The organism is Domibacillus sp. 8LH (assembly GCF_038806185.1).
In the GTDB taxonomy this organism is placed as follows: Bacteria; Bacillota; Bacilli; order Bacillales; family Domibacillaceae; genus Domibacillus; species Domibacillus indicus_A.
Genome location: NZ_JAVJNG010000012.1, coordinates 70,912 through 93,935, shown reverse-complemented (window position 1 = coordinate 93,935; position 23,024 = coordinate 70,912). Strand labels below are relative to the sequence as shown.

Annotated in this window: 17 protein-coding genes; 15 read left to right on the top strand and 2 right to left on the bottom strand. The window is 42.7% G+C overall.

Annotated elements, in window-relative coordinates:
* Nucleotides 1–32 precede the first annotated feature (32 nt).
* From RG959_RS14615 to RG959_RS14585, 7 genes are all read left to right on the top strand, one after another.
* Nucleotides 33–977, top strand: coding sequence for a carbohydrate ABC transporter permease (locus RG959_RS14615; RefSeq protein ID WP_342797728.1), 945 nt, complete (start codon nucleotides 33–35; stop codon nucleotides 975–977).
* On the top strand, nucleotides 977–1,801 hold the full coding sequence (locus tag RG959_RS14610) for a carbohydrate ABC transporter permease (RefSeq protein ID WP_342797727.1): 825 nt from the start codon (nucleotides 977–979) through the stop codon (nucleotides 1,799–1,801). The genes RG959_RS14615 and RG959_RS14610 overlap by 1 nt, the downstream gene beginning before the upstream one ends.
* 20 nt (nucleotides 1,802–1,821) lie before the next feature.
* On the top strand, nucleotides 1,822–3,828 hold the full coding sequence (locus RG959_RS14605; RefSeq protein ID WP_342797726.1) for a beta-galactosidase: 2,007 nt from the start codon (nucleotides 1,822–1,824) through the stop codon (nucleotides 3,826–3,828).
* Between the two features lie 15 nt (nucleotides 3,829–3,843).
* Nucleotides 3,844–5,166, top strand: coding sequence for a glycoside hydrolase family 30 protein (locus RG959_RS14600; RefSeq protein ID WP_342797725.1), 1,323 nt, complete (start codon nucleotides 3,844–3,846; stop codon nucleotides 5,164–5,166).
* 307 nt (nucleotides 5,167–5,473) lie between these two features.
* A complete protein-coding gene (locus RG959_RS14595; protein WP_342797724.1) occupies nucleotides 5,474–7,105 on the top strand; it encodes a spore germination protein in 1,632 nt (543 codons plus the stop codon).
* Nucleotides 7,095–8,303, top strand: coding sequence for a Ger(x)C family spore germination protein (locus RG959_RS14590; protein ID WP_342797723.1), 1,209 nt, complete (start codon nucleotides 7,095–7,097; stop codon nucleotides 8,301–8,303). Before RG959_RS14595 ends, RG959_RS14590 begins: the two co-directional genes overlap by 11 nt.
* A 38-nt stretch (nucleotides 8,304–8,341) precedes the next feature.
* Nucleotides 8,342–9,442 carry a GerAB/ArcD/ProY family transporter gene (locus RG959_RS14585; RefSeq protein ID WP_342797722.1) on the top strand — a complete coding sequence of 367 codons (1,101 nt, stop codon included), beginning with the start codon at nucleotides 8,342–8,344 and terminating at the stop codon, nucleotides 9,440–9,442.
* A 14-nt stretch (nucleotides 9,443–9,456) separates the two neighbouring features.
* On the opposite strand, the gene RG959_RS14580 is transcribed toward RG959_RS14585, so the two are convergent.
* Complete coding sequence (locus RG959_RS14580) at nucleotides 9,457–9,672, bottom strand: YczF family membrane protein (protein ID WP_342797721.1); 216 nt, start codon at nucleotides 9,670–9,672, stop codon at nucleotides 9,457–9,459.
* A 375-nt stretch (nucleotides 9,673–10,047) separates the two neighbouring features.
* Between RG959_RS14580 and RG959_RS14575 the strand changes: the two genes are divergently transcribed.
* The 8 genes from RG959_RS14575 to RG959_RS14540 all read left to right on the top strand — a co-directional run bounded on the left by RG959_RS14575 (nucleotide 10,048) and on the right by RG959_RS14540 (nucleotide 21,298).
* Nucleotides 10,048–12,588, top strand: a complete 2,541-nt coding sequence (locus tag RG959_RS14575; RefSeq protein WP_342797720.1) for a DEAD/DEAH box helicase — start codon at nucleotides 10,048–10,050, stop codon at nucleotides 12,586–12,588.
* Nucleotides 12,589–13,009: 421 nt separating this feature from the next.
* Complete coding sequence (locus tag RG959_RS14570) at nucleotides 13,010–14,020, top strand: TRAP transporter substrate-binding protein (RefSeq protein ID WP_342797719.1); 1,011 nt, start codon at nucleotides 13,010–13,012, stop codon at nucleotides 14,018–14,020.
* 115 nt (nucleotides 14,021–14,135) lie between these two features.
* Nucleotides 14,136–14,699, top strand: coding sequence for a TRAP transporter small permease (locus tag RG959_RS14565; protein WP_342797718.1), 564 nt, complete (start codon nucleotides 14,136–14,138; stop codon nucleotides 14,697–14,699).
* Entirely contained in the window at nucleotides 14,696–15,973 is a 1,278-nt protein-coding gene (locus RG959_RS14560) for a TRAP transporter large permease subunit (RefSeq protein ID WP_342797717.1), read from the top strand. The genes RG959_RS14565 and RG959_RS14560 overlap by 4 nt, the downstream gene beginning before the upstream one ends.
* Nucleotides 15,974–16,076: 103 nt before the next feature.
* Complete coding sequence (locus RG959_RS14555; protein ID WP_342797716.1) at nucleotides 16,077–17,099, top strand: LacI family DNA-binding transcriptional regulator; 1,023 nt, start codon at nucleotides 16,077–16,079, stop codon at nucleotides 17,097–17,099.
* A 624-nt stretch (nucleotides 17,100–17,723) separates the two neighbouring features.
* Entirely contained in the window at nucleotides 17,724–19,043 is a 1,320-nt protein-coding gene (locus RG959_RS14550) for an MFS transporter (protein WP_342797715.1), read from the top strand.
* A gap of 92 nt (nucleotides 19,044–19,135) precedes the next feature.
* The gene (locus RG959_RS14545) at nucleotides 19,136–20,344 is read left to right on the top strand and encodes a CaiB/BaiF CoA transferase family protein (RefSeq protein ID WP_251271855.1); all 1,209 of its coding nucleotides are present in this window, start codon (nucleotides 19,136–19,138) and stop codon (nucleotides 20,342–20,344) included.
* A gap of 3 nt (nucleotides 20,345–20,347) precedes the next feature.
* Entirely contained in the window at nucleotides 20,348–21,298 is a 951-nt protein-coding gene (locus RG959_RS14540; RefSeq protein ID WP_342797714.1) for a hydroxymethylglutaryl-CoA lyase, read from the top strand.
* 138 nt (nucleotides 21,299–21,436) lie between these two features.
* Here RG959_RS14540 and RG959_RS14535 read toward each other — a convergent pair whose 3' ends face one another.
* Complete coding sequence (locus tag RG959_RS14535; RefSeq protein WP_342797713.1) at nucleotides 21,437–22,783, bottom strand: hypothetical protein; 1,347 nt, start codon at nucleotides 22,781–22,783, stop codon at nucleotides 21,437–21,439.
* Between the last annotated feature and the right edge of the window lie 241 nt (nucleotides 22,784–23,024).

Below are 23,024 nucleotides of genomic sequence, written 5' to 3'. Positions count from 1 at the left end.
CCTATATAGAAGAGGGAAAGGACTGAACGGGCATGACGGTTAAAGCCATCAATGACAAAAAAGAAACCTCAGTCAGCGCACACAGAAAAGCAAAAAGATTAAGAACGAAAAGCAGTCATTTAAGCCTGATTTTATTTGTTCTTCCTGCCTTTGTTTTTTACTTCGTTTTCTTGTTTATTCCAATGGTTGGAGCAGGTGTTTACAGTTTCACAGACTGGAATGGCTTAAATCCTTCTTATAATTTTGTCTGGTTTGATAACTATATTGAAGCATTTAAAGACGATGAAGCGTTTCGTCATTCTTTTTTCTTTACTCTAAAATACACCATTGTCGTTTTCTTTATTCAAAATATCATCGCACTGTTACTGGCATTGCTAATTGAATCAAGAGTAAGATCAAAAGGGTTTTTCCGGACCATTTTCTTTATGCCAAATATGCTCAGCTTAATTATCAGTTCGTTTATGTTTTCTTTTATTTTTTCAAATGTATTTCCAGAGCTTTCTCAAAAAGCTGTTTTTTCCTTTCTTGATCAGGCCTGGATTGGAGATCCGAACGTTTCCTTTTATTCCATTGTAATCGTATCGCTCTGGCAGGGAATTGGCTACATGATGATCATTTATATGGCAGCACTGCAGGGAGTACCGAAACAGCTGAAGGAAGCAGCGATGATTGATGGAGCCAATGTGTTTCAGCGGCTGCGCCACGTTGTTCTTCCGATGATTATGCATGCGATTACGATTTGCTCGTTCTTGACGCTGAATGGTGCCTTTAAAGTGTTTGACGTCGTTTATGCGTTAACACAAGGAGGACCGGGAACATCCACGCAGGTGATGGCACTGAACATTTACCAGGAAGCTTTTTCAAACAACTTCCGTTTTGGCTATGCCAATTCAAAAGCAATGATTTTGTTCCTCGTTGTTCTTGTCATCACCATTATTCAAGTCAGTATTTCGAAACGCAAGGAGGTTGAAGCGTAATGAGAGAAAACAAAGCGGCTTCATGGTCAGTGAATACCATATTGATTCTTTTCGCAGTCGTCTCGTTTTTTCCCATTTATATGTCTGTGATTAATTCTTTTAAATCGCAGGCGGAAATTTTCACATCAGTTCTGGCTCTTCCTAAAGAATTCACTTTTGATAATTATATTGGTGTTTTTCAAGAGCTCAACCTGCTCGACAGTGCAGTGAATACCCTCATCGTAACGGTAATCGGCCTTGCCGGAATTGTGATCTGCGGCTCTCTTGCCGGCTATAAGCTGGCCCGCACATCAGGAAAGTTCAGCAATTTTATCTTTATGCTGTTTATTGCTTCTATGCTCGTTCCGTTTCATTCGATTATGATCACGCTCAGCCAAATCGCAAAAGGAGTGGGTGCGCAGGGCTCGTTAATCGGTCTTGGCCTGATCTACATCGGTCTTGGCGTAAATATGGCTGTGTTTCTTTACCACGGATTTGTTAAAGCCATTCCAAAAGAGCTGGAAGAGGCGGCTAAAATTGATGGCTGCAATGATTTTCAAATTTTCACAAAAATTATTTTCCCGCTTTTAAAACCGATTACAGCAACAATTCTCGTATTAAATGTTCTCTGGCTCTGGAATGACTTCCTGCTGCCACTGATTATGCTGACAGATGTAAACAACTACACATTAATGCTGTCAATCAATATGCTATTCGGCCAATACGCAGCAGACTGGCCGAAAATTCTAGCGTCGCTTGTGCTGACAGCACTTCCGGTGATTATCTTTTATGCCATCTTCCAGAAATACATCCTGGAAGGCATTGCAGATGGAGCCATTAAATAATGAAAAGTGAGGAAGCGTAGATGGAAAAGCTGCTTTACGGTGTTGCTTATTACGATGAATATATGCCCTATGAACGGCTCCAGACAGACATTCAAATGATGAAAGAAGCCGGGATTAACGTGGTGCGTATTGCGGAATCTACCTGGAGCACGCATGAACCGCAAAATGGTGTTTTCGACTTTACTTCAGTCAGTCGTGTTCTGGATGCGATGCATCAAGCGGAGATCAGTGTGATTGTCGGGACACCAACTTATGCGGTACCAACATGGATGGTCAAAGAGCATCCAGAAGTACTGGCAGAAACAAAACAGGGGCCAGGAAAATACGGAGCCCGCCAAATTATGGACATCACCAGCCCCGTTTACTTGTTTTATGCGGAACGGATCATCCGCAAGCTAATGGAACAGGTAAGCGGCCACCCGGCTGTGATTGGCTACCAGATTGATAACGAGACGAAACATTATGACACGAGCGGACCAAATGTACAGCTGCAGTTTATCAAATATTTAAAAGAAAAATTCAAAACGACAGAAGTGCTGAACAAAGAATTCGGGTTAGCCTATTGGAGCAACAAAGTGAATGCATGGGAGGATATGCCGTCTGTTGTCGGTACTATCAATGGAAGCCTTGGCGGGGAATTCTCAAAATTTCAGCGGGGGCTCGTTGACCAGTTTTTAGCGTGGCAGGTCGACATTGTAAAAGAATACCGAAAGCCGGACCAGTTTATTACCCAGAATTTTGATTTTGAATGGCGGGGCTATTCGTTTGGCGTGCAGCCAAATGTAAACCACTTCACCGCCTCAGAGCCATTCGATATAACAGGCGTTGATATTTACCATCCTACACAGGATGATTTAACCGGCATTGAAATCTCATTCGGCGGAGACATAGCCCGCTCTACCAAGCAGAAAAACTATTTGGTTTTAGAAACAGAAGCACAGGCTTTTTCCCATTGGACGCCGTACCCGAATCAGCTGCGCCTGCAGGCGTTCAGCCACCTTGCATCTGGTGCGAATATGGTTGCTTACTGGCACTGGCACTCTATCCATAACTCGTTTGAAACATACTGGAAAGGGCTGCTCAGCCATGATCTGCGGCCGAACCCGGTGTACAACGAAGCGAAAACCATCGGAGCCGATTTCGAGCGCTTGTCTCCAAAACTGGTGAATTTAAAAAAGAATAATAAAGTTGCGATTCTCGTCAACAATGAATCACTGACAGGCATGCAGTGGTTTCCGTTTCATCACCAAACAGAGTTAAACTACAACGACATTGTCCGGCTAATGTACGATGCGTTATATAAGTTAAATATGGAATGCGATATTATCCATCCGGGAACTGATCGTTTTGAGGAGTATTCATTGATTCTTGTTCCATGCCTGTACGCGGCACCGGACGGACTGCTGGAACGGTTAAATACGTATATAGAGAACGGGGGGCATGCTGTCTTCACGTTTAAATCCGGGTTTACAAATGAACATTTGCAAGTCCGTACCACCATGCAGCCTGGCTTGATTGAAAAAGCCTGCGGTGTTCATTATCAAATGTTTGTGAAACCGAAAAACGTAAAGCTGGCTGATCATGACTATGAAGCTGAACCGGAGCAAAATAACGTGCATACATGGATGGAGCTTTTGGTTCCTGCGACAGCGGAAACACTAGCCCGTTACGATCACCCGGCCTGGGGCGATTATGCAGCGATTACTGGAAACAAATATGGAAAAGGCTATGCAACCTATATCGGCTGCATTGTTTCAAGCGAGATCATGTCCGGCGTTTTAAAGCAGTCAATAAAACAGGCAGGGCTTTGGGGAATTGAGCAGAATTATTCATTCCCGCTCATTATCAAGAGCGGAACCAACCAGGACAGCAGGCAGATTAAATATGTATTTAACTATTCCTGGGAGCCTCAAACGCTGTCGTCTCCGTATGGGATGGCAGTGGAACTCCAATCAGGCCGTTCTGTTCACACAGGACAGGAGATGTTAATAGAGCCGTGGTCATTTTTAGTGTTGGAAATTGAATAAAGGAGCTAAGACGGCATGCAGAACATAAAGTGGATAGCTACGACACGTGAACAATACTGGCAGGAAAAGCAGCCGGAGCAAGGTGTGGAAACTTCAGTTAATTTAACAGTGACCGATGAAGCCAAGCGCGTTATCGAAGGGTTCGGCGGCTGCTTTAATGAACTCGGCTACCACGCCCTTCAGCGGCTGACAGAAAGCGAGCAGCACAAAGTATACGATGCGCTTTTCTCACCGGAAGGCGACTGCCGCTTCACGATTTGCCGGCTTCCAATTGGTGCGAGTGACTATGCGCTTCAATGGTACAGCCACAATGAAACAGAAGACGACCTCGTAATGGAACACTTCAGCATTGAACGTGACCGCCGCTTTTTAATTCCATATATTAAAGAAGCATTAAAGCGAAACCCAGATTTGCAGCTGTTTGCTTCCCCATGGAGCCCGCCGACGTGGATGAAGTTTCCCAAAGCTTATAATTACGGCACCATCCGCTGGGAGCCTGAGATTTTAAAGGCATATGCGCTTTATTTTGTGAAATTTGTGCAGGCCTATGCCGAAGAAGGCATTAAGATTCATCAAGTTCACGTTCAAAATGAAGTCGTAGCCGATCAAAAGTTTCCATCCTGCGTCTGGACCGGGGAACAGTTGCGTGAATTTATTCGAGACTATTTAGGTCCTGCTTTTAAGGAACATGGGCTTCAAACAGAGATCTGGCTGGGAACGATTAATGGAATCGTAGAAGATTTATTTGCGAAATCCGCCTCTGATTACGATGCCATTGCCGCCCCGACCTTAAGTGACCCGGAAGCGGCCCAGTATGTTGCTGGAGTCGGCTACCAGTGGGCGGGTAAATACGCCCTTCAGCAAACGGTCCAAAGCTATCCAGAAAAGCGGTATATGCAGACGGAGAATGAGTGCGGCGATGGTCAAAACACATGGGAGTATGCCCAGTACGTATTTAACTTGTATCGGCATTATTTTGTAAACGGCGTGAATGCTTATGTTTATTGGAATATGGTATTGGAGCCGGAAGGGAAAAGTACGTGGGGGTGGAAACAAAACGCGATGATCACGGCTCAGGTGACGGAGCAAAAAGCCCTTTTTAATCCCGAATATTATGTAATGAAGCATTTTTCGCATTTTATCGAACCAGGTGCCCGCCGCCTTGAAACGGCGGGGCCGTGGACAGGAACAACGGTTGCTTTTCAGAATCCTGATGGAACAAAAGTGGTGATTCTTCAAAACCCATTTAAAGAAGAACGAGAAGCTCAGATCGGTATTGATGGAGCTGCATACACATTTTTGCTGGAAGCAGAATCTTTTCACACTATAGTCTGGTGAAACATGTTAATCCTGTGAAAGGGAAGCAAGTAATTTACTGGAAGCATCATAGAAGCAGGAAGTCATGATGAACTGGGAAATAAAAACCTCGCAGCTTGTAAACAATCAGCCGGATTTGAAAACAATAAAACGTCACTGATTCATCCATAAAAGGGAAACACCGCTCATCAGGTGTTTTCCTTTTTTGTTTGTATGTCTATACTCGGGATGAGGTGGGTTTCTTGGATTAAAAGCTGGCAAAATTGGCATACTGTTGGTGTATGTGAAAGCTCTGTCATATAAGGGTAAAGCGGGAGTGAAGCTAGAAATGAAAAAAGTGTGGAATAAAATTAGAAAAAAAGAGAAAAAACCCCTTGAATACATCGAAGAGGCTGAATCGAATGCAAATCATCAGAAACTTGAAACCAGTCTCGCTCAAAATCTTAAAAACATTCAGGACGCTCTTGGCTATAGCGCTGATATCATTGTCCGCATATTTAAAATAGGAAACAGCTCCGGGCGGGATGCCGCTGTTATTTTTATCAATGGATTAGTGGATAAAGAACATGTGGGTAACTTCATTATCGATAAAGTCATGAATGATCACAGTAAATTAAACAGTTTGTCCGCCGGCACATTATTTACAGGAATAAAAGAACAGATGATCACGGCCGCGGAAGTCGAGGAAACACAAGAGTGGAACAAAACGATCCAGTGTCTCGTGTCCGGAAAGACCATTCTCTTACTCGATGGATGGGGCCAGGCCATGATTTGTCCTTTAAAAGGCGGTGCAACTAGAGCCATTTCGGAACCTTCTTCCGAGCAGTCGATTCGCGGACCACAGGAAAGTTTTATTGAATCCCTTCATACAAACGTTGCAATGGTTCGCCGAAGAATTAAAAGTGCTCACCTGCGGGTTGAATCGGTAAAGATTGGTGAAATTACCGAAACAGAAGTCACAATTATGTACCTTAAAGGTATTGCAAATGAAAAAGTTTTAACCGAGCTTCAAGAGCGCCTTCAAAAAGTTGAAGTGGATGAATTGATCGGCTCTAATACGATTGAAGAATGGATCCGGGATGGTCCAAGGTCTGTATGGCCGACTATTTACAACACGCAGCGGCCGGATGTAGTGATGGGGGAGCTGATGGAAGGGCGTATTGCGGTTTTGGTTGACGGCACGCCCCACACGTTAATTTTGCCGGCAACATTTATTGAGTTTTTTCAGTCGGCGGAAGATTATTATATGCATTGGAGCATAGCCAGTTTTTTAAGGATGCTGCGGTTAGTAGGTATTTCAAGTACACTGTTTTTTCCTTCTTTTTATATTGCTTTCTTGTCTTTTCATCCAGACCTTATTCCCACACCTTTATTGATCAGCCTGGCAGCTCAGCGGCAGGAGGTTCCGTTTCCGCTTTTTATTGAAGTGCTGCTGCTGGAATTAACCTTTGAATTTCTGCGGGAAGCAGGACTGCGAATGCCGAAACAGGTCGGACAGGCTGTATCGATTGTAGGGGCTCTTGTGCTGGGTGAGGCGGCTGTATCAGCAGGAATTGTTTCAAGTGCCACGGTGATTATTGTAGCAGCGACAGCCATCGCCAGTTTTACAATGTCAAACCACTCCATGATAGATGCTGTACGGATCCTTCGCTTCGGCATGATTATCTTAGCCTCTTCTTTAGGGCTTTATGGAATTGGTCTTGGTCTCATTATTCTCATTGCGCATATGAGCAGCCTGCGCTCATTTGGCGTTCCTTATTTAACACCATTCGCTCCGCTTATTTTTACGGATTTAAAAGATACATTTATTCGTGTGCCAAAACCGTTTATGTCTACACGCCCAAGGCTGATCGCCCAGAAAAAAGTATCCAAAGTGGGAAATACGGATACTCTTGGGCCGGCATCAAGAGATCGTCAGACCCAGGAAAATCATTCGCAGAGGGATCCTAATGAATATTAAGCCGCTTACCTTTGTTTTTATCCTTGTTTCTGCTGTGCTGCTGTCAGGCTGCTGGGGGCGTATGGAAGTGCAACAATTAGATATTGTCAGTGCAATCGGCGTGGATAGAGGAAGCGATGACGAGAAAAACGCTTATCGTGTTACGGTCCAGGTAATAAATGAAGGACAAGTAGCCGGCACAGCGGCGAAAAACGGGGCATCAGGAAAAATGCCTGTTGTTGCTTATTCAGCTGAAGGAAGCACGATTTTAGATGCCCTTCGCAAAATAGAGAAAAAGTCACCGCACGAGCTTTTTCTGGCACATATTCAATCGATGGTGATAGGGGAAGAGTTAGCAAAAACCGATGGGATTGAGGGACTGTTTGACAGTCTTGACCGTACGCCCTATTTCCGTGGAGAGTTTCCCGTTTTACTGGTTAAAGACAACACGGCAGAAGAAGCTCTCCATGTTACTACTCCTTTAGAAGAGCTGCCGGCAGCCCGCATTGTCAGCGGGGTGGAAGCCCTTGAACATCAGCAGGGGGATTACGATACATTGAACATAGATCAAGTCATCAAACAAATTGAATGGGGCGGAGGCCTATTAGTCAGTCTTAAGGTTGTTGGCAGCCCGGAAGAGGGAAACAAAATGTCAAATGTTGAGGGTATTTCTCCGGAAACAAAGCTGGAAATGGGGGGATTAGGCGTTCTTAAAGATGGCAAACTGCAGGGGTGGATGAATGATGAGCTTTCCCGGGGCGTGTCATGGATCAATAATGATTTGAAACAAACAATCGTCCAGCTCGACTGTGAAGGGAGAAAAGACGGTGTCACTGTTAAAATAGATCGCTCTAACACGAAAGTAAACGCTGAAATTCAAAATTATAAACGAGTCATTGAACTTTCAGTCAGGTCAGAAGGGTCATTTGATGAAGTACAATGCCCCATTGATCTCACAAAGCACAAAACATTTACTGATTTTGAAAAGCAGCTGGATCAGGAGATCGAGCGGGAACTCAACAAGACCGTAGCGTACGCAAAGAATAAAAAGAATGACATTTTCAAATTCGGTGAAGCCATCAACCATAAAGATCCAAAAACATGGAGAAAGATAAAAAAAAAATGGCAGGATGAAGGGTTTCCTGAAACAGAGGTTAGAGTAGAAGTTAAAACGTCTATCCGTCGTTCAGGACTGCGAACAAATTCCTACTTAGAATGAGGAAAAGGTTTGAACAAAAGGAGGGGGAACTTTTTTCAATGGAAAAAGCGAAAATAAGCAGCATTCAGTTTTTTCTCTTACTCTTTATGTTCGAGCTGGGCACAGCGGTTGTCGTGGCACGGGGAATAGAAGCAAGAAAAGATTCCTGGCTCTCTATTTTATTAGGATTAAGCGCGGGGTTAATTTTATTTCTTGTTTATCATAGGCTGTTTCGCTATTACCCCTCCTTGCCGCTTACTGCATATGCCCGGAAAATATTTGGCACCTATATCGGATGGGTCGTCGGATTCATGTATACGATTCTTTTTTTGTATATTTCCGCCAGAAATGTGCGCGAATTCAGTGAAGTATTGATTACGGCAACAATGCCGGAGATTCCTTTGCTTGTAGTGATCATTCTTTTTGTGCTGACTATATGTTACGTGCTTTTGCTGGGAATTGAAGTTTTTGCAAGAACAGCAGAAATACTGGGGATTTTTCTGATTTTCGTGGGAATCATCGGAAATCTTTTTGTTTATGTAACGGGCACCGTAGATCCAAATAATTTAAAGCCTGTATTAGAATATGGCTGGAAGCCTGTACTGGAGACGACTTTTTCTCCTCCACTGCTTGTCATCTTTCCGTTTGCAGAAGCGATCGTTTTTGCTATGCTGTTTCCTTATTTAAACCGCACAGAGGCAGTGAAAAAAGCCGGACTCGCTTCATTAATCGTCAGCGGCCTTATTTTAAGTTATACGGCTGCTTTAAACATTGCGGTTTTAGGGGTCAGCGAAGTGGAAAGATCTCCTTTTCCTTTACTGGCTACAGTAGGAAAGATCAACTTTTTAGAATTTATCCAGCGCTTGGATGCCCTTGTCGTGATGACGTTACTCATTACCGTTTTTTTTAAAGCGGGTATTTATTTATATGCTTCTGTCATAGGAATGGTTGATCTGTTTCGCTTAAAAAACCATCAGCAAATGATTTTGCCGGCGGGTCTTATTCTGGTTTTTCTTTCTGTAGCCATTGCAGAGGATTTTGCTGAACATTCAGAAGAAGGCTTTACGATTTTGATATCGTATTTTTCCGCCCCTCTCCTTATTATTTTGCCTTTAGTGATGCTGATGGTTGCTTTTATCCGTCATCGTTTTACTAAATAACGGAACTAATGTTGCTATTTTTGCTGGTTCTTTTTGGTTATGATTTGATGTCCAATCGTTATAGATAAAAACAGAAGAACCACTAGGTATTCGCTGATATCCATCACAAAAAACGGATCGAGTAAATGCATCCATGCTTCGGAAAGAGTAAAGCCTAATAGCATATCTAAAATGATACAGAATGCAGAAGCCGCAGTAGTGATAAATAAAAAAACGCCTGTAACTTTCATTGTTTTCTCCCTAAACTGTTCGTTTTTTCTGAATGAAGGAATCAATCAGCTGCAGCGATCTGACTGCCCGCTTTCGATCACCACAGTCAGTGGATTTTTTAAGTCGTATACATATACTATTTGTCCGTAAGCATTTTTTATTCGGTTCTTAAAAATCATAAAGACTCTGCCGTCCATACAGAAGGTTTATTATGCCTGTAAAGCAGGGAATTTTCTTTACGCACCCTTTCCATCTTGACGAAGCATTTTATCACATTCTCATCTCTTTCTATTTTCTAAAGAAGAATGAACCAGAGGAAACAGGAAAAGCTAAAGAAGGAAAGGGCTGGTATGGTATGATGAACAAGAGAGAGAAAGGAAAGGAAGCTGATTGTCGTGGCTGCGGAACTGCAGGGCATCGAGAAACATCATCAAAAAGCAATCGAAAGCACAAAAAAACAAATACACACCAATATTTTAGAATTCATAGAACACAATGAAACCGCTGCACTCGATGAATACCTTCAAAAACGGGCTTTGTTTTTGGATAAAGTGTGGTCAGATATATGGAAGCAGCGGCTCGTTAGTTCATACAGCCGTTCTGAGAAAATGGAGTATCTCCGTTCGATGGGCATTGAGGTGGACGAGTTATCACTGAACCAGTTGAAGAAATCTTTTTACCAGGTGCTGGCTCATTTTGAACCGTTTGATGCGGCGGAGTGGGTACGGGACGAGTACGAGGAAACGTGGGTATTGATTACCCAGAACATGCAAAGCAGCAAGAAAAAGCAAAAGCAGAAGCAGATGAAACGAAGCTGGAATAAACAGTTTCTTCTTCCTGCTGTAAGCCGCCTCTTGGAAGAAAAGTATTTGTACTTTTACTTATATGTCCGAAAGTATGCAGGAAAAAGACTCGAGCAGCATTTAAACAGCGGTGTCCGCTTCACAGAAGATGAAAGCGGCACACTGCATAAAGCGGGAGCTTTTCATCCGGAATACTATTCCATGGTCGCTTCTTTTTTAACGGAATTTACCGGAAGGACAGCACCCGGATACCCTGATTTTGATGACTGGACACACGAAACCTATTGGGATGCTTATTATGAACTGATTTTATCTTATGTAACGAAAGATTTTAAACAGGTTATTTTTGCGGAGCTTCCGAAAGAACTTGGAACCCTCTATGAGCAGCAAACGGGAGAAGATTGGTCATACCGTGTATTTCAAAAAAGCAAAGACATTAACTTTCTTTTAGAAGATTGTGCAGAATCGTTTTTCCGGGAGTGGGAAGAAGATGTAGTTGATTCCGTTCTCGCTACACCGCAGACACCGGAAGAAATCAATGAAGCATGGAAGCAGTTTGAACAGAAAAGAAGGGAAGAAAAAGAGCGGGCCGAGCGGGAAAAAGCAGAACGAAAAAATCGGATTGCCTACATTTTTGGCGAAGAGTATGAACCGGCCCAAAAGGTAAATACCCGCTATATTCTTCATTTTGGCGACACCAATACCGGAAAAACTTACACAGCGCTGGAGCGGCTTAAAGCGTGCCCATCGGGTCTTTACCTGGCACCGCTCCGCCTGTTGGCGCTCGAGGTATATGAAAAACTAAATAAAGACGGGATCCCGTGTGATTTAAAAACGGGGGAAGAAGAAAAACGGACAGAAGGAGCTGCACATGCCTCCAGCACAGTTGAAATGTTTCAAGAAAACCGTCATTATGACATTGTCGTCATTGATGAAGCGCAAATGATTGCTGATAAAGAGAGGGGCTTTTCCTGGTTCCGCAGTATTACTAAAGCAAATGCCCGGGAAGTTCATATTATCGGCAGTCCCAATGTAAAAGAGCTGATTCTTGGCCTGCTGGGAGAAGAAGCGGATGTAGAAGTGCGGGAATACAAGCGTGAACTGCCATTGTTGGTACGGAAAAAATCATTCCGCCTGAAGGACGTTCAAAAAGGAGATGCCCTGGTTGCGTTTTCGAGAAAACGGGTGCTTGAGATCGCGGGGAATCTGGAAGGAGATGGACACAAGGTCAGTGTCATTTACGGAAACATGCCGCCTGAATCCCGGCAGCGTCAAATGGAGAATTTTAATGCTGGCGCTACGCACATTTTAGTCGCTACAGATGCGATTGGCATGGGATTGAACCTTCCGATCAAACGAATTATTTTAATGAGCAGCCAAAAATTTGATGGGAAAAGACGCCGGGAACTGACTACGCAGGAAGTAAAGCAAATTGCCGGCCGGGCCGGGCGCAAAGGATTATTTGAACAAGGTGAAGTTGTGTTTATGGAAAATCCAAAGCGAATGAAACGGCTGCTTGAAGGAAAAGATGTGCCGATCCAGGTGTTCACGGTGGCGCCAACCCGCAGTGTATTGGAACGGTTCAAGCGTTATTATAAAGATTTAGGACTTTTCTTCGAATTATGGAAAGAATTCCAAAATCCAAAAGGTACAAAAAAAGCCTCACTTGCCCAGGAAGAATATTTGTACAGCCTGGTGAGAGGAACAGCGATCGAGCAGCGGTTCAGCATGGAGGATTTATATAGTTATCTGCAAATTCCTTTTTCCGCTTATGAAGACATTTTAGCGGATCAATGGAAGCGGGTGCTCATGTCCTTAGTAAACCGGACTGACATGCCGGACCCGTTTGTTCAAAAAGAAACATTAGAAGAACTGGAGCTTTCCTATAAATCAGTAGAGCTGCATTTAATGTTTTTATACCGGTTAAATAAGCCGACTGAGGCGTATTACTGGGAACGGGTCAAAAAAGAAATTGCCGATGATATTCATTACTGGCTGAGCCACAACATCAAAGCGGTCGTGAAAAAATGCCGGCAATGCGGCAGAAAATTGGATTGGGATTACCCGTACAGCATCTGCCAGGCGTGTTATGAGCGGGGTCAGCCTTTTCAAAAATACAGAAATCGCCGCTGATTTTAGAAAAGTATTTGAGAAAGACCGAGTTTCCGCTCGGCCTTTTTCTTTGCGTACAATTGTGAATAATAGGAAACGATCAGATAAGCAGCGAAAGGAAAGCAGAAATAAGCACAGAAAGTAAACGATAAAGATATAGTACAGCCTAAATTTAATTAGCTGAAATACAAATATATTGTGTATAGAAAAAGACAACCCACTAGTAAAAGAAATAATGGAAAATAATCTTGCAATTTTCAGAATACTAAGTTAAAATCAGAAAAAATAGCGCTTTCATAAAGGAGCTACCTTAAAAAGAAGCAAAGACTTTGTCTAGCGTTTAATTAGATCGATCTAAAATTTTTTGTTTACTTTTAGATCGATCTAAAAAAACTTCTTTTGAAAGCGCTGTCTTGACTGATTAAAATAAGGGGGTTTGGAAATGAAGAAATGCGTGATCTGGTTAGTTGCAGCAGTAATGATGATTTTAGCAGGATGTTCTGGCGCAAGCAGCAGTGGTAGTGGTGAATCAGCAGAAGTTAAAACAATGAAAATGGCAGTGGCTACATCAAAAGACCGCTCTTTAACAAAAGGCCTTGATAAGTTTAAAGAAATTGTGGAAAAAGAATCGAATGGATCTATTAAAGTTCAAGTGTTCCCAGACGGGCAGCTTGGGGGCGACCGGGCGGTATTTGAAGGTTTAAAAATGAATTCTATTCAAGGTACGACCATGTCATCAGGACCTATCGCTTCTTTTGTAAAAGAATTTGAAGTGCTTGATTTCCCATATTTGTTTAAAGATGAAGAAACAGCCTACAGAGTGCTTGATGGTGAAATCGGAACTGAGTTGTTAAAAAAGCTTGATAGCCAAGGAATTGTTGGATTGAATTACTGGGAAAATGGATTCAGGCAGTTAACGAATAATAAGCATGAAGTTAAATCCCTTGAAGATGTGAAAGGCCTTAAAATTAGAACACTGGAAAATGAACTTCATGTTGATTTATGGAAATCACTTGGCGCAAACTCATCTCCAATGCCTTATACAGAATTGTTTACGGCACTTGAACAGGGAGTCGTAGACGGACAGGAAAATCCTGCGGGCAATATCACAACAGGGAATTTTTATGAAGTACAAAAATATGTAACAAAAACAGATCATATTTACAATGCCAGCGTTTTTATGATCAGTGATAAATTTATGCAGACACTGTCCGATGAAGAAAAAGAAATTGTTACAAAGGCATCTGAGGAAGCAAGAGACTATCAGCGTGAACTGAATCAAAAAGAAAGCGAAGAAGCCTTTGCAGCTCTTGAAAAAGAAGGAATGAAAGTAACGGAGCTCTCTGAAGAAGCACGGAAAGGTTTTGAAGATAAAGCAAAAGAGATCTACAGCAAATACACAGAAAAAGTCGGCAAAGAGCTCGTTGACGAAATTATGAACGAAGTTAAATAAAGTATGTTAAAGAAAGCTAAGGAACGGTCCCTTGGCTTTCTTTCTCCAAAAAGCAGAAAATAAAGAAATGATTTTCTTTGTTTGAGTTTGTTTTACACAGGAAGGAGGAGAATGCATGAAAAAAATAGAGAGGTTTTTAGAGAACTCGTTAAACGTGGTTATGGCATCCGCCCTAGCGGTAATGGTTGTTCTTGTCTTTGGCAATGTGGTTCTTCGTTATCTTTTTAATTCAGGAATTACCTGGTCAGAAGAGATGTCGCGCTATCTCTTTATCTGGCTGACGTTTCTCGGAGCAATTGGCGCTTTTAAAAACAAAGATCATTTAGGTGTAGATATGCTGATTAAAAGGCTTCCTGCGAAGATTAAGAAAGTAGTTCTTATCATCAGTGAATTGCTTATGGTATTTGTTCTTATCCTTATCTTTGATGGAAGCTGGAAGATGACAATGCTTAATTTGGGCAGTACAGCGCCAGCTACTGGCATGCCGATGGCGATAGTATACGGTACAGGGATCATTGTAAGTTTTTCTATGGCTGTAATATGCATTTTTAATTTATACCGAATTTTCTTTAACAAAATGACGGAAGAAGAAATGACGAAAACCAGCGAATCGGAAGAGCTGATCGTATTGTACGATGAAGAAGATCATTTGTTTAGAAAGGAGGAGAAGCAAGGATGACGATCGGTGTATTTGTTGGCTCTCTGCTTGGAGCTATGGCCCTGGGCATGCCTATCGCATTTGCTCTTCTCGTTAGCAGTGTGATCCTAATGTATTTCCTCGGCATTTTTGATAGCCAGATTATTGCGCAAAACTTAATCAGCGGAGCAGACAGTTTCCCTCTTTTGGCGATTCCGTTTTTTATGCTGGCAGGAGAATTAATGAACCAGGGCGGCTTATCGCGCCGTATTGTTGAAATGGCCATGACGATGGTCGGCCACATCAAAGGCGGCCTCGGATATGTAGCGATTATCGCGGCACTATTGTTTGCGAGTATTTCCGGCTCTGCTGTAGCGGATACAGCCGCTTTGGGTGCAGTTTTAATCCCGATGATGAACAAAGCCGGTTATAATGTGAACCGTTCCAGCGGATTGATTGCAACGGGCGGAATTATTGCACCGGTCCTTCCGCCGAGTATCGGCTTTATTATCTTTGGCGTCGCGAGCGGCGTATCTATTACACAGCTCTTTATGGCAGGGATTGTGCCAGGCTTGTTGATGGCTCTCGGCCTGGTCATTACATGGTCGATTGTTGCCCGCAAGGATAATGTGGCCGTCCAGCCGCGTGCTTCTGCAAAAGAAATGCTTACTTCTCTTCGTCATGGTATCTGGGCTCTTTTCCTTCCAATTATTATTATTATAGGATTAAAATTCGGGATCTTTACGCCGACAGAAGCAGCTGTTGTAGCGGCGGTTTACGCATTATTTGTAGGCATAGTCGTATACCGTGAATTGAAATTAAAGGATTTATACCATGTATTGGTGCAATCGGCAAAAATGACGAGCGTGGTTATGTTTCTTGTTGCTGCCGCACTTGTTTCATCCTGGCTGATTACTGTGGCAAATCTGCCTGCTATGGTTATTGATATGCTGGGGCCTTTTTTGGACAAGCCGTTACTATTGTTAGTCATGATTAATTTGCTTGTTATTCTTGTCGGGACAGCTATGGATATGACTCCGACAATCTTGATCCTCACGCCAGTTTTAATGCCGCTTGTTGAAGCAGCTGGCATTGATCCTGTTTACTTTGGGGTTTTGTTTATTTTGAATAACGCCATTGGACTGCTGACACCGCCGGTTGGAACGGTATTAAATGTCATGTGCGGTGTCAGCAAAATCAGCCTCGAAGACTTGATGAAGGGCATATGGCCTTTCCTCCTGGTAGAAGTGATCATCTTAATTTTGCTCATTCTATTCCCTTCACTGGTTCTTGTACCGCTTGAATGGTTTTCATAATGGAAATGACTTTCACCCGCTTTTAAACTTGGCGGGTGATTTTTATTGGTTGGATTAAAAGTGTCCGATATAATAGTAGATATAGTAGAGAAACGGACAGGTGATGAGAATGAAAAAAAGCGGGCGGGTAACGCTGCAGCAGGTGGCGGACCATGCAGGAGTTTCACGAGCAACTGCCTCGTTAATTGTGCGGAACAGTCCGAGCATTTCAGAAGCAACCAGGAAAAAGGTGCTGGCTTCCATGGAGGAGCTCGGCTATGTTTATGATCGAATTGCCGCTAATCTGCGGTCGCAAAGCTCTTCAACGATTGGCGTCGTTGTGACAGACTTCGCCAACCCGTATTATTCAGAATTTTTAACAGGTGTGCATCATCAGCTTGAAAAAGAAGGGTATACCGTCTTTCTGGCAACGACGTTCGATTCAGATACAAAGCAGGACAACTTGCTGTCAACGATGTTAGAGCATAGGGTAGGCGGTGTTATCTTATGTCCTGTGTCTGATAACTCGCCGGCATCCATTGGCAAAATTCTTCAGTTAGATGTTCCGATCGTAACAGCTGTTCGTGAAATTCCTGATCTGCATTGCGATTATGTTGGAATTAATTATAAAAAAGGAGTAGAGATGGCCATTGATCATTTAATTGAAAACGGTCACACCCGAATTGCCTTTTTAGGAGGAATTTCTGATTCATCTGCTTGGAAAAAAAGATTTGAAGGCTACGCAGCGGCCCATAAAAAAGCGGGACTGGCTGTTGATGAATCACTTATTTTTCAAAGCCCCGTCACGCGGGAAGGCGGCGCACGAACACTGGATACAAGCTTAAAGCACGAAGCCCCGCCAACAGCTGTTTTCTGCTTTAATGATCTTGTTGCCTTTGGTGTAATGCAGCGGATGAGAGAATTAAATCTTCAGCCTGGCAGGGATTTATCGGTTGTTGGCTTTGATAATGTATTAGAAGCGGAAACTTTTTATCCATCCCTTACAACTGTTGAAGCATTTCCGAAGCATATTGGTATGAACGCGGCAGATTTACTTCATAAACGGATTAAAGACCATATGCGTGATCAAGAGCGAATCATACTAGAACCTGAGTTATTTGTGCGCGCATCTTCTGGAAAAAAATAAGTTCAACACTAAAAGAGAAATTTGGCAATGAAAGGCACCCCAGTTGTTTAACATATTCTAACAACAGGGGTGTTTTGATGATTCAAATTATAGGTTAAGAATAACTTGGTGTATTAAAACTTAAAAAGATCGTTGTAATCTTCAAACAATTAAGATAGAATACAATTAAAGCGCTTACTTAACTTGCTCTGTCTTTTTTAAAAACAGGGTAGTGTCGCTCCATTATTAGATCGATCTAGTAACTTAATTAGATCGATCTAACAAAACTAACAAATGATTACTTTGTATTTCTCATGATAAGGAGGCTTCTAGAAAGAAATGAGTAAAGGTTTAAGTGACATATCATGTTTCTAAAAAGGATCTCGGTAGGTATTCCTACTGTAAGAAAGGGAGGAGGACAGTTTTTCTTTTAAGTTCTGTTTAAATTTACATACGACCGATTATTTACAGTTTTTCCGAGCCGGAGGCTGCTCTTTACACATTTTGGGGTTAGAATTTCATTTTCTGTAGCTGAAGGATTGTCAAAAGAAGAGAATCCTTGGCTGTACGAGCAGGTTATTGAAAAAATAATGGTTGTACAAGTAATCCAAAGTTGTAAGCGTTTAATTTTTTGGAGGTGTAACAATGAGTTATCCATTGAAACATAGTACATTGCCGGAACCTCTTCGTAAGAAGAAACCGACCCGTGCCCGTTTCATCATGTTGACACTGCTGTTTTTTGGTACCGCTATTAATTATTTGGACCGCACCAACATGGCAGTAGCTGCTTCTGCTATTCAGGATGATCTTGGACTCGATGCGGCCATGCTCGGGCTCATTTTATCTGCCTTCGGCTGGACGTATGCATTTATGCAAATACCGGGCGGCTGGCTGATTGACCGATTTGGACCACGGCTGGTGTATGGGGTATCCCTGATTCTATTTTCGCTTTTTACACTTTTTCAAGGGTTCGCTAAAAATTTTGGGACGTTGTTTGGGCTGAGGCTCGGTCTTGGGCTTTCTGAATCACCGGCTTTTCCGGCCAACAGCCGGGTGGTAGCTGCCTGGTTCCCTCAGCGTGAACGAGCGCTTGCCACAGGTGTTTATACAGCAGGGGAATATGTTGGGCTTGCAGTAGCCACGCCATTTCTATTCTGGCTGCTGTCTTCATTTGGCTGGCAGTCTATTTTTTTAGTAACTGGGGTGATCGGTATTCTATTTGCGGCGGTTTGGTTTGCATTTTACCGGGAACCAAAAGACAGCAAGTATGTGAATGAGGAAGAACTAGCGTATATTCGGGACGGCGGCGGCCTGGCGGATCAGGTGCCAGAGAGGCAGAAAATTACCTGGTCAAAAGCACGGCACCTATTTAAATACCGACAATTTTGGGGCATTTACATAGGACAGTTTGCCGTTACATCGACTCTTTACTTTTTTCTGACCTGGTTTCCAAGCTATCTGGTACAGGAAAAAGGGATCACGCTATTAAAAGCAGGATTTGTAGGGTCGGTTCCATATATTGCGGCCGGAATTGGGGTTCTCGTTGGCGGCTACTGGTCGGACTGGATGGTAAAGAAAGGTGTATCTGTTAGCAAAGCACGTAAAACACCGGTTATTCTCGGCCTGCTTGGCGCTTGCACAATTATAGCAGCAAATTATACAACTTCTATTGGTTTGGTTATCGCGGTTATGTCGTTTGCTTTTTTTGCCCAGGGAATGTCCGCCATTACATGGACACTTGTTTCCGATATTGCCCCTAAAGAGCTCGTTGGATTAGCAGGTGGGGTCTTTAACCTCGCTGGTAACTTATCAGCGATAGTTACACCGATTGTCATTGGAATGATTGTCAGTCAAACAGGTTCTTTTAACGGCGCTATTGTTTTTGTTGGTGTAGTTGCATTAATTGGAGCTCTCACCTATATCTTTGTGGTTGGAGAAGTAAAGCGAATTGAAATTGAAAAGTGAGGCTATGAAAAGGTTGTGCTGCAGATCCGGCATTTGATCAAAGTTGACCTGCTGCACAGACGAGAAAATGTCATTAAAGGAGAGAGGTTAATATGTCACGGAAAAATTTCGGCCCATTAACGGGTGTACAGATTTTAGATATTTCTACGATGATCGCTGCGCCGTTTGGTGCTACACTGCTGGCAGATTTGGGAGCAGAAGTAACAAAAGTCGAACTGCCGAATAAAGGAGATACTCTTCGTACCGTCGGACCATGGAAAGATGGTGAACCGCTGCGCTGGCCGGGTCTTGCCCGCAATAAAAAGTCCATTACCCTTAATATTCATTCAGAAGAAGGAACGGCCATTTTCCTGAAATTAATTAAAGATATCGACATACTCATTGAAAACTTCCGGCCAGGAACGCTTGAAAAATGGGGTCTTGGATATGACGTTTTGAAAGCGGTTAACCCAAACCTGGTCATGGTGCGTGTTTCGGGTTATGGCCAGACCGGCCCGTATCGTGAAAAAGCTGGATTTGGAACACCAGGTACGGCGTTCAGCGGACATACGTATTTACAGGGCTATCCAGACCGCCCGCCGGTCAGTCCATCCTATTCTCTGCTTGACTACATTACCGGCATTTATGTGGCGTTTGCAGCTGTGAGTGCTCTTTACCACCGGGATACACATGAAGAAGCACAAGGCCAGGTTGTAGAAATGGGATTGTACGAATCGATTTTCCGTATGCTTGAGTTTTTAATCGCCGAGTATGATCAAAACGACAAAGTGCGCGGCAGAAGCCCAGGCCTTGCCGGTCATTCAAGCCCAGCCGGAACATACGAAACGAAAGATGGCAAATACGTCGTGCTCGTCTGCAGTACCGATTCTACTTTTGACCGCCTGGCAGCGGCAATGGAACGTACAGATATGCTGGAGGATGAGCGGTACTATACAAATGCGGTTCGTCTGCAGAATGATGAAGAAGTACAAGAAATTGTGCGTGAATTTATTAAAGGGTTTACACAAAAAGAACTTCAGGAAAAGCTCGACAACTTTGGGGTACCGGTGAGTCCTATTTTAAGTATTGAAGATATTTTTAATGACCCGCACTACGCAGCCCGCCAAAACATTGTAGAAGTAGAGCATCCGCGTCTTGGCAAAGTAAAAGTTCCAAATGTTGTACCAAACTTTTCTGATACACCAGGTGCCATCCGCTACCGGGCACCGGAACTTGGTGAGCATAATGAAGAAATATTAGTCGGGAAATTAGGATTGTCTGAAGCCGAAATGGCTGACTTAAAAGCGAAAGGAGTTATTTAATTGATGACTGATTTACAGATCCCTTCTAAAGCCGTAATTTGTGAAGTAGCGCCGCGTGATGGATTTCAGGCAGAACACGACTGGATACCGACAGAGACTAAAATAGAGATTATTCGAAAACTGGCCCGCACAGGTATACAGTCAATGGAAATTACTTCATTTGTTCATCCAAAAGCCATTCCTCAATTGAAAGATGCAGAAGAAGTTGTCACACGCACACAGGATTTAACCAATATTAAATTCCGGGCACTCGTCCCAAATGCAAGAGGAGCGCAGCGTGCCATTGACGTGGGAATTAAAAAATTAAAACTCATGCTGTCTGCAACAGATTCTCATAGTCTTTCAAATGCAAATGCGACAGTAGAAGAAGCCCAGAATGCGTTAGAACCTATTATTGCATTAGCGGAGAAACATGGAGTAACAGTGGGAGGCTCCATTTCAGTGGCCTTTGGCTGCCCGTATGAAGGAATTGTTCCTGTCGATCGCCTGGCGGTTATATTAGATCGATATACTAAAATGGGAATTCAAGAGGTATCGCTGGCCGATACAACAGGTATGGCTAATCCACGTCAAGTCTACAGTTATCTTGGCCGATTAACAGAACAGTTTCCTGCGATGACGTTTTCAATGCATCTTCATAATACGCGCGGCATGGCTTTTGCCAATGCGGTTGCCGCTTTGCAGCAGGGTGTGATTCATTTTGATAGTTCAATTGCGGGGTTAGGCGGCTGCCCGTATGCTCCTGGAGCATCAGGAAACATTGCCTCTGAGGATCTTGTACACGGATTTGAGGAAATGGGCATTGAAACAGGGATTGACTTAGCAAAAATGATTGATGCAGCAAAAGAAGTCCAGCAGCTACTTGGAAAAACAGACAGCAGCAGTTATATGCTTCAAGCAGGCCCTTGTTCCATGCTTAGTCCAAAACCGGAAGGACAGGTAAAGCTGGGATAAGTCTTTTGTCGCTTCTGCCTCTTCCATACAAGACAAAAAAGCGATTCCACCCGGAATCGCTTTTTTAATGAATATAAAGAATTGGAAAAGTACGGTGTTCTCTTCCTTCAGGCCTCAACACTCAGCCTTTTCCTTGCGTTAAAGAAGCAGTCCTATCGTATAAGCAACGAAAATACTTACACTCATATAAAGTAACGCAAACGGGAGGTTCCACCGTACAATTTTAAATGGATTGATACGCAAAAGGTCCGACAGGATAGAAACCGATAAATTAAAAGGACTGTACATCACAGTTGCCAGGCTGCAGGTAATCAGCACAATGGTAAGTGAAATAGATGATGCATCGGGCAAGGAAGGCTTCAGCAGCTCTCCTAAAAGGGTAATGGAAACAAGCGGGTGAAAGCCGACAAGCGACGTCACGAAAAAGTATAGGCCAATCAAAACATAAAAAAATAGTGTTTGATGAGAAACGCTGTAAAACATATCTTGTAAAAAAGACAACGTGTGAGATTCAGAAAGCATATTCACAAATAAACCAGCGCTTAAAAACATAAAAAAGTAATTGGAAAGGCCTCTTGTACGTTCTTTCCAGTGCGGTATCGTGATTTTAAGATACCGTTTTTGCTTTTTAATTAAACAAGCCCATAATAATGAAATAGGAATAATTACGATCACAACAGAAAGCAGGTAGCCTGTTTGAAAGTAATGCTGAAATATAGAGGCTAAGCAGACAAAAAGCAAAAGCATGCCGCCCATTTGAAGCAATTTCCGCGTGACATTTGATTTTTTCTGTAAAGAATCCGCGATGTGTAAGCCAAATGTGCGATACTTAAAAAACGAAATCGTATAATCAGCGGCAGTAAAAAGAAAAACAAGGATTAACATGGCCAGAACAATTTCAATGTAGGTTTTTCCAGTGATATCGAGTGATGTAATGACCATGACTTCCATCGGGCTCCATGATAAACAAAGAGCATAGCCGCGAAGAAGGCTTTGAGAAAGAAAAGCTTGTGCTTTTTCTCTTGGAAACTGTTTTAAGGTAGGATGAAGTGTGTTTTTTAGCAGCGGAATCGTGGCAACGTTTAAAAACAAGCCAAGCACATGGGATACAAGAAAACTGCGCCGATATAACTTCTCAAACCCTTGAACATTCCGGCGAAGCAGAATGTTTAGATTCGTATCATAATGTCCGGTTCGGATAATAGAATTTAAAAAAGGCAGTACAAGAAAAAGGGACATTACACCGAGCATTGAATCAAAATATAAAAAAAAGTGATACCAGGGAAGATCCTGCATAATAAAAAGTACAGATCCAATGAGAAAAAACAGAAGCCCGGAGTAGAAGTACAGCCCTTTTGCCCGGAATGCAGCAGTTAGTAATGTCATAAAGGCTGCTATTCCTACAATGTAGTGGAGAAAAGAAGCATCAAAAAAAACAGACAGAATGTAAAGTACAATCAAGGATGTATAAAGGAGTAAAACCATAGTATACCTTCTTTCTAGATCGATCTACTTTATAAACCTAACAAAATTATTCGTTTTCGTCCATGCATTAAAAATTTAATAAAAATTGTATAAAAAGTATTGCATAAAACGTTAAGCTGTTATAAGATGTTGTTAACGCTTACATGAAAGCGATGTTATTAGGTCGATTATTGGATCGATCTAAAAAAAGGCTTTCTATTAGATCGATCTAATAACATGAAAAATTTATAAAAGCAGGTGA